The organism is Alkalimonas amylolytica (assembly GCF_900107845.1).
GTDB lineage: Bacteria > Pseudomonadota > Gammaproteobacteria > Enterobacterales > Alteromonadaceae > Alkalimonas > Alkalimonas amylolytica.
In genome coordinates, this window is the sequence record NZ_FNRM01000016.1 from 23,219 (window position 1) to 31,079 (window position 7,861).

The following is a 7,861-nucleotide window of genomic DNA, read 5'->3' on the forward strand; positions in this document are numbered from 1 at the left end:
ACATGTTGACGCTGAATTCTGTGAGATTATGACAGCCCCGGATTTGCAAGAACATCTTAGCATCATAGAGCGCCTGAAAAGCTCAGTACAGACTTCTGATTTCGATCAGATGTTTGCTGTGCTGACCAGTGATCTGCCAAAATCCAAGCAATTTCTGCTGAAAATGGAACTGAAGCGGCTATCCCAGCCCTGTGATTTTTTTATCGACTTGCGCGGCCATGTTGATGGTGATGTTCGCCCCTACGAGTATCAGGGCAAAACCCACTACATGGATGATCAGGCGATCGAAGTGTTTGAGCAAGGCATCAACGACTATGGTCGCTTTACACTCGGTGTGTACGAAGATGTGATGAACACCGACAATAATTTTCGGGTGATGCACCGAAAGGAAACCGAGGCCAGGATCCGCCAAGCGCTAAATAACAACCAGCAGGCCGAACCAGAGCAAGCTGAAGATATGATGGTGAAGCATCAAGCCCGACTGGTGCAATTTGGCAGCTACATCAACCGCAGTGAAGAGCGGATGAACTACAGCATCACGGTTGAGATTGTGCTGGACAATGGCAAAAAATACAGCGCCCAGACCACCGATATCTCAGTGCAGGGCTGCAAACTCAAACTGGCCCGTCAGATTAAACTGGTCGAGAACAGCGAGATTGGGGTCTTTTTCCGTGAGCTAGAGCAAGAATACACACTGGATCGCAACAACCCTATTCGCTATCAGATTGTCGAAGTCAGCCCACTCGATCAGAAAACCCAGCAATTGCGGCTGAAGCGGTTGGAACAGAGCAATGAGCAGGAGCTGGAATTCACTAACTTTATTGACCGCTTTATTCGCGGCAATAAACGCCGTTACAAACTCAACCTGGATAATGCCCTCGATGCCGTCATTGTGAAAGGCTATGAGCAATTTTATGTGCCAAGGACCAGCAGCTTGCCGGTATTTATTGCCGTGCAGCAAGGCAAATCACATCCGCAATGCGCGTTAACCACCGAGAACAACCGAGCCAGTTTTCATTACTTTCAGGATGAGTTGCAACGCTCAGTCTTGCCGCAGATCCTTAGCGCTAAACGGCTTAAGCAGTTGCTGCAATTACCCGAAGGCCAACGACAGACGCTGTTGTTTTGCTTTACCCATGCAGCCAAAGGTAAACTGTACTTTTACAGTGCGACTCAGGCAGAGCTTGCTTCTGAGCGAGGACTGAACGCCCTATTCCTTGGTTTTGGCGCCAGCAAAAAAAGCTGGAAAGTGTTTCAGCTCAGCTTTCTAACCACATCGGCCGAGTACAGCCAGTTGCACTTTCAGGTGCCTGGCGATGCAGCTACAGCAGCAAAGCCAAAGAACACTCATTTGTTGGATGCCTATTTAAAACCACTGCGTTTTATTGTCAACCTCACCGATATCAGTACCGACCTCAGCACCTCCTGGTACCAACAGCTCAGTTATGATAAAAGTGCCGTGCGGTCTCTGAACCAGTTCGCCCATGCCAAGTTAAACCAACTGCCGTTTTGTGAAGCCATCCCAGTCAAGTATGTGAACTTACGCTCGGAAGACCGTTATTTGTATAAAACCACGGTGCAACTATACAACGCCCGTGAAGAAGCACTACCCGCGGCATTTAGCCGGGATTTTTCGCCCAATGGCATGCAAGTTGAGATGCAGTTACCCGCCCAGATCAAGCGCGGCGATATCATCCGCCTGAACCTGCCCGACTTGCAAAAAATCAGCAACAAGTACCAGCTCAGTCAGCTCGCTTACGAGGTAATGGCCGTTAGTAAAAGTGGCACCATCATGAATCTGAAAGTGTTGGAGAATGATGAAGAGCATCAGGGCAAAGCATTTTTCCAGTTGCTGATCCAAAATAATCGCAGCAAATTGACGGTGGCCGAAGAGCAAGTGAAACACCCCGGGCTGGCGCCAGCATTACGCAATATGTTCATCAAGGCTCTGGATAGCTTTCCATTTTATTTGCACCGTAAAGGGATTCGCTACGAAATGAAAGCAGTGGCGCAAGGCGGCCAGCCGACCAGTTTGCATCAACTCTTAGCACAACTGCCTGCCAGTCAGGAACATCTGAATATTGAACCATTGATTAAACACAGTGCCGTCAATTTAACCTTTGCCAGTCAATTGAAGCAGATGAAGCGTCAGGATCCGCCGCAATGTTACGAACTGTACCTGAAAGTTCAGCCCCAGCAGCAGGGTGAGCCTGTGCTTAGTTGTCACTACGATTATGAGTACAAGAGCGAACCTGAAAAGAAAGGCTTTATCGAGCAACTCATCAACGACCGAGCCGCTGTTTTTTGTTACCGTATTTGGCTATCACGCACTGGCCGGCCAGACAGTGATTTTATTGCTCAGGAGCTCAGTTATATCAGCCAGTACGCCATTCATAAAGCCAAGCTATTGGAAGAGGAGCTTTGGAGCGTGGTAGGCGTCGGCGAGCTGATGGATATAACTGACGAGTTGCTACTTCGGCTGGATATCACGACAGCACAGCGCCAGCAACAAAGTGCTCTACGCCATAGCTTACTTAACCGCGGCTAAGGGTGCGCAACCATTCTGCCAGCTTAGGGAAGTGATCCTCGACCGCCAATGGGTGAGTCAGCATGCTAATGTGGTCGTAATCCACCAAAGCACCATTTGCTTTACCCAAATGGGTGTACCTTGCTTGCTGCTGGGAGGTTTCTGCCATAAAGGCCTGCACATCATCCGGATGTCCTAACACCCGATCTTTTTCCGCCACAAAGTGCCATAAATGCGGCCATGTTATCTGCTTTGCGGCAGCAGCATAATCAAAACCATCACTGCAATCGACAAACGCATCTTGCTCAATCCAGGCGATACAATCCTGCAAAAACTGTTTTGGTTCATCATCAGCCCCGAGCCGTAAACGCTTTGCGGGAAAATAGCCATGCTTAGCCGCTAACCAAGGACCAAGCCGGTTCCAGATAAAATCAACCTTGAAGCGTTTCTCCAGACTTTGCGCCCGAATACGACGTTTACTGCCAAAGCAGACTTTGGACTCGACCAAAGGCAACAGCTCCGGATGGCGGCACAAACTGGCCGCAGCCAACACACCGCCCCAGGAGTGCGCAATCAGATGCACTTTTTGGTGGTGTGCTTGCTGAAGGTGCTGAATTAAAGCAGGAATGTCCTGACAAATCAGCTGTTGCTGACTGTGATTAAAGCCGCTGGAGCTATGCGGTAACGAACGGCCCCGACCAGCAAAATCGGCGCAATACACCGCAAACCCCTGATCAGCCAAATACCCCCCCAGGCCTTTGCCGGAAGAGCTGTAGAAAATCCGGCCATTCTCAATGGCACCGTGCAGCATTAACACTACACCATTTGGCTGATGCAGTGGTAATAAACGGCGAATATGCAGCTGGTATTGCTGCACTGGTAAATAGTACGAATGCTGCTGATGCTTCATCCGACCAGTTAATCCAATAAGTACAACAACTGCAGCAAAGAACCACCGCGGATAGCTGCTTTAGCTTTGGCCTGCACCAGTGGCTTGGCATGGAACGCCACGCCAAGGCCCGCCACTGCCAGCATCGGCAAATCGTTGGCACCATCGCCAATGGCCACGGTTTGCTCTTTAGGTAAGTGATACTGACTGGCCAGCTGAGTAAGAGCCGCCGCCTTGGTCTCAGCATCCACAATAGCACCAAGTACAGTGCCGGTTAACTTGCCATTCTCTATCGCCAACTGGTTGGCAAAGGTTGCGGATAGGCCAAGCTGCTGTTGCAGAGCTTCGGTAAAGTAGGTAAAGCCACCAGAGGCAATGGCCACATGCCAGTTGTAACGTTTAAGCTGTTGCACCAACGCAGTCAACCCGGGCATCAGAGGCAGCTCGGCCAAGACCTCAGCTAAAATAGCAGCATCGGCACCTTTAAGCGCAGCAACCCGCTCACGCAAGCTGGCAGCGAAATCCAGCTCGCCACGCATGGCGCGGGCAGTCACCTTAGCAACTTCATCGCCAACACCCGCTTTGCGGGCAATTTCATCGATGCATTCAATTTCAATAGCGGTCGAGTCCATGTCCATCAGCAGCAAGCCGGGCTCACTCAGGCTGGGCGCCTGCTCCAGATACACCACCTCACAATCATTGGCTTGTGCCCATTGCCGCACCTCCAACTGAAAGTGCGGTGCCAGCTCGTTTGGCAATTGTAACAAAGTAGCCGGCGCTAATTCAGCATGCGGCTGATACAAGCGAAGTGCCAGCACCTGCTGCTGCAAGGGGACACAGTCAGCAAACAGTGACTGCAATAGCTTAAGGGTTAAAGAAGTACCAAAGATACGCAAGCTGGCTTTAGCCACAAAGTCGCTTAACATCGGTTGTAGCGACCTGGCAGACCATTCAGCAACAGGCGTTGCCGTTTGCAATCGAAGTTGACCGTCCTGCCACTGCAGCAGCGCAGACTGATGTTCAGAGCTAAAGTCGGATACGTCATGCGATGGCCAATCAGAGGCCGAAAATAGATAGCAATAAGACACAGTAACGCCGTCGTTGGTTGCGGTAAGTCTATTCTACTCATAAATAAGAGCCGCTGTCAGCGCTTTCTCCAATCCTGCCTAAACCGCTGCCGGTTGTCGTACCAGCAAAACCAGTTGGCGATCATGCCACTTTGCGTTTATTGTAAGACGGTTTTTAGCTTTATAACTTTTTTACTTTTTTACTTTTTAAACAACAGGACAAAACCATGCAGGCAACCATTCTGGTGGTTGAAGACAATAAGGATGTACGTTTTTCGGCACGTATGGTGCTTGAAGATGCCGGTTTTCAGTTGATTGAACAAGAAGACCCACTGCAGGCAATCGCTTTTTTGCAACAACAAAGCGCCGATCTGATCCTGCTGGATATGAATTTTAGCTTGGACACCACTTCAGGTGAAGAAGGACTACGCTTTTTACGCTGGCTAAAACAGCAAGGCAGCAGCATTCCGCTGATTGCCATGACCGCTTGGTCGAACACGGCTTTGGTGGTAGAGGCGATGCAATTGGGCGCAGCCGATTTTATTGAAAAACCCTGGCACAACCAACGCCTTCTGCAGGTGATCCAACAGCAATTAAAACTGACCGCACTGCAGCATCAGAATCAACAATTAAACGAAGCACTCAATCACAGCGACGAGGAGCTGATCTGGCAAAGCCCGCAGATGCAGCGGCTGACCGAGCAATTAAAAGCCGTGGCACAAAGCGATGCCAACGTCTTGCTCACCGGCGAAAATGGCACCGGCAAAAGCCAGCTGGCCCAGTTTATTCACCGCCATTCGAAACGAGCAAAGGCGCCGCTGATTAGTATGAATATGGGGGCTATTGCCGAAAGCCTGTTTGAAAGCGAGATGTTCGGCCATAAAAAAGGCGCCTTCACCGATGCCAAAGAACACCGCATCGGCCGCTTTGCGCTCGCCAAAGGTGGTTCGCTGTTTTTGGATGAAGTCGCTAACCTGCCCTTGAGCCAACAAGCCAAGTTACTGCGGGTGTTGGAATCAGGCCACTATGAGGTGCTTGGCTCCAGCACCACCGAGCACAGCGATGTGCGCCTGATCAGTGCCAGCAATGGCGACTTTGCCCAGTTAATGGGTGATGGCCTGTTTCGGCAAGATTTGTATTACCGGTTAAATACGCTGGAGTTTCGAGTACCGGCGCTGCGTGAACGGCCAGAAGACATCCTGCCGCTGTGCCGTTTTTTCCTGCACAAGCACGGCATGCGCTACCACAAAACCGGTTTGGCATTGCAAAAAGAGGCGGAAAAAAGGCTGCTACAGTACCCCTGGCCAGGCAATATCCGAGAATTAAGCCACCTGATTGAGCGGGCGGTGCTCTTGAGCCAAAGTGCCAGCATCCACGCCGATGAGTTGGCTCTGCCACGCCAGCACAGCGTACCGCCTGGCAGCAAGGACGCCGCAGCCTTGCCGATGCTGACGCTGGAGCAGGCAGAGCGCCGGTTGATCCAGCAGGCTCTTAGCCATTGTCAGGGCAACAAACAAAAAAGTGCCGAGTTGCTCGGCATTACCAAGTCCTCATTGTACCGCCGGTTGGAAAAGTATGGCTTTATCGACTAGGCAGAGCAGACATTCGCTGGAAGCCAGTTCATGCTGGCAGTGCCTGCTATCTGCCGCCTGCCTGCTGAGCCTGGCAGCATTGCTTAGCTATATCTGGCCCATCTGGTGGCTTTGGCTGTTGCTTTGGCCGCTAGCGCTGAGGCTAAACCACTGGCAATGGCAAAGCCGTGCGCACATGCTGTCTGCTTTTAACCGGGCCAGTGTGCAATTAGAAGCCTTGCACAATCAGGATTACAGTTTGCAAGCCAAAGCCGCCTACCGCGCCGGCATTGCCGCCACCTTCCAACATCAGCTGTTTCAACTTAGCGAGCAACTGCAACAACGCAAAAGTTTTTTTGATGAACAGCAGTTTTTGCTGTACCGGCTGATCGATCAGCTGAACACGCCGATTCTGGTATTCGACCATAAACAGCAATTGAGTTATGCCAACAACGATTTCATCACTCTCTTTGGCCAGCCCTGGCAAAGCCTACGCCATACCTCCGCCAGCAAACTGGGCCTTAACGCAACACCGTACTGGCACTTTCGCGATCCCAAACGCAACAAAGACTGGCAAATTCGCCACAGCCGCTTTCTTGAGCAAGGTCAACGCCATCAATTACTGGTGTTTATCAATATTCAGGCGGCCCTGAGTGAAAATGAACTGCAAGCCTGGCAACAATTAATCCGGGTGCTGAGCCATGAGATCCGTAATTCGCTAACGCCGGTGCTGGCGCTGTCTGAACATCTGAAAAGCAAGCTGCCCGCAGGTCGTGAGCAAGACGCTTTAGCCCTGATTGGTGAGCGCAGCCGTCATTTGCAGGACTTTGTCAGCCGTTACAGTGAACTGAGTAAACCGCTTAGTGTGCAGCGCCAAGCCGTCCGGGTGCAACAGGTGCAAGCGGCGCTAAAACTGCTGTTTGAGCAGCAAGCGATACAGGGTTCAGCAGAGGACTTCAGCTTTAACACCGATGCCATGCTGCTGCAGCAAGTGCTGATTAACCTGATCAAAAATGCAAAAGAGGCCGGCAGCCCCCCCGGAACTATTGAACTGCATTTTCAGCAAGGAAGTAACGACCAACCAGAGCGCAGCAGCATCACCGAAATTCATGTGCTGGATCAAGGGCATGGTTTAAACAATGCTCGGGATATCTTTGTGCCTTTTTACAGCACCAAACCTCAGGGCCAAGGCATTGGCCTGGCCCTGTGCCAACACATCATCAAACAGCTGGGTGGTGAACTGACGCTGCAGAATCGTACCGATGGCCGGCGCGGCTGCTGCGCCCGGATCCTGCTGGATGGATCCCGTCCGGTTTCGGAATAAAGCGTCCGGAATCGGACGGCTTACGCTCTACCCGACCAGACATGTAATCTTAATTAACCAAAATCAACAACTTAATTCTGGCTCGCTCTTTGCAGTAGTCCATGCATCCTATAGTTTACAATCGCAGAAAACGCCGATGGATGTACTGAAACCCAAAGCAACAAAGCGCTGGAAAAAGCCGGGACTGGCCCTTGCCCTGGTCGCGGTGGCCTCCCTGGCAGGCGTCTTGCTGGCCACACCACAGCATGCGCATAAAATAGACCGCTCCAGGGTGTTGCTGGCAGAGGTGCAACGTGGCGATCTGCAGGTCAGTGTCGATGCCTACGGCGTGCTGCGCTCCGACAGGCAAACCCTGCTGACCGCGCTCACCCCGGCTACCGTGCAGCAAGTGCTGCTCAGACCCGGCGCTTTGGTCACCCAAGACAGCATTATTCTGCAACTGAGTAACCCTGAGTTAATCCAGGATGTTGAAGCCGCCGCCAT

The 7,861-nt window shown here is 51.5% G+C and carries 5 protein-coding genes and 1 pseudogene; 4 read left to right on the forward strand and 2 right to left on the reverse strand.

What is annotated here, in order from left to right:
* Positions 1 to 28: 28 nt before the first annotated feature.
* On the forward strand, positions 29 to 2,548 hold the full coding sequence (locus BLW37_RS18190; protein WP_091345461.1) for a PilZ domain-containing protein: 2,520 nt from the start codon (positions 29 to 31) through the stop codon (positions 2,546 to 2,548).
* Here BLW37_RS18190 and BLW37_RS18195 read toward each other — a convergent pair.
* Positions 2,535 to 3,437 carry an alpha/beta hydrolase family protein gene (locus BLW37_RS18195; RefSeq protein WP_091345463.1) on the reverse strand — a complete coding sequence of 301 codons (903 nt, stop codon included), beginning with the start codon at positions 3,435 to 3,437 and terminating at the stop codon, positions 2,535 to 2,537. The genes BLW37_RS18190 and BLW37_RS18195 overlap by 14 nt on opposite strands.
* An 8-nt stretch (positions 3,438 to 3,445) precedes the next feature.
* Positions 3,446 to 4,504 carry a phosphoserine phosphatase SerB gene (serB, locus tag BLW37_RS18200; protein WP_245785785.1) on the reverse strand — a complete coding sequence of 353 codons (1,059 nt, stop codon included), beginning with the start codon at positions 4,502 to 4,504 and terminating at the stop codon, positions 3,446 to 3,448.
* A 206-nt stretch (positions 4,505 to 4,710) separates the two neighbouring features.
* On the opposite strand from serB, the gene BLW37_RS18205 reads away from it, so the two are divergent.
* The 3 genes and pseudogenes from BLW37_RS18205 to BLW37_RS18215 form a co-directional block, all read left to right on the forward strand.
* The gene (locus BLW37_RS18205; RefSeq protein WP_091345467.1) at positions 4,711 to 6,075 is read left to right on the forward strand and encodes a sigma-54-dependent transcriptional regulator; all 1,365 of its coding nucleotides are present in this window, start codon (positions 4,711 to 4,713) and stop codon (positions 6,073 to 6,075) included.
* A complete protein-coding gene (locus BLW37_RS18210) occupies positions 6,059 to 7,378 on the forward strand; it encodes a sensor histidine kinase (protein ID WP_091345470.1) in 1,320 nt (439 codons plus the stop codon). Before BLW37_RS18205 ends, BLW37_RS18210 begins: the two co-directional genes overlap by 17 nt.
* Positions 7,379 to 7,514: 136 nt before the next feature.
* Positions 7,515 to 7,861: pseudogene (locus tag BLW37_RS18215) on the forward strand (RND transporter); the annotation flags it as partial.

What these genes read in the sequence shown, in the direction of transcription:
- BLW37_RS18190 (WP_091345461.1), top strand. Translation starts at nt 29, where the DNA reads ATGACAGCCCCGGATTTGCAAGAACATCTTAGCATCATAGAGCGCCTG.
- BLW37_RS18195 (WP_091345463.1), bottom strand. Translation starts at nt 3,437, where the DNA reads ATGAAGCATCAGCAGCATTCGTACTATTTACCAGTGCAGCAATACCAG.
- BLW37_RS18205 (WP_091345467.1), top strand. Translation starts at nt 4,711, where the DNA reads ATGCAGGCAACCATTCTGGTGGTTGAAGACAATAAGGATGTACGTTTT.
- BLW37_RS18210 (WP_091345470.1), top strand. Translation starts at nt 6,059, where the DNA reads ATGGCTTTATCGACTAGGCAGAGCAGACATTCGCTGGAAGCCAGTTCA.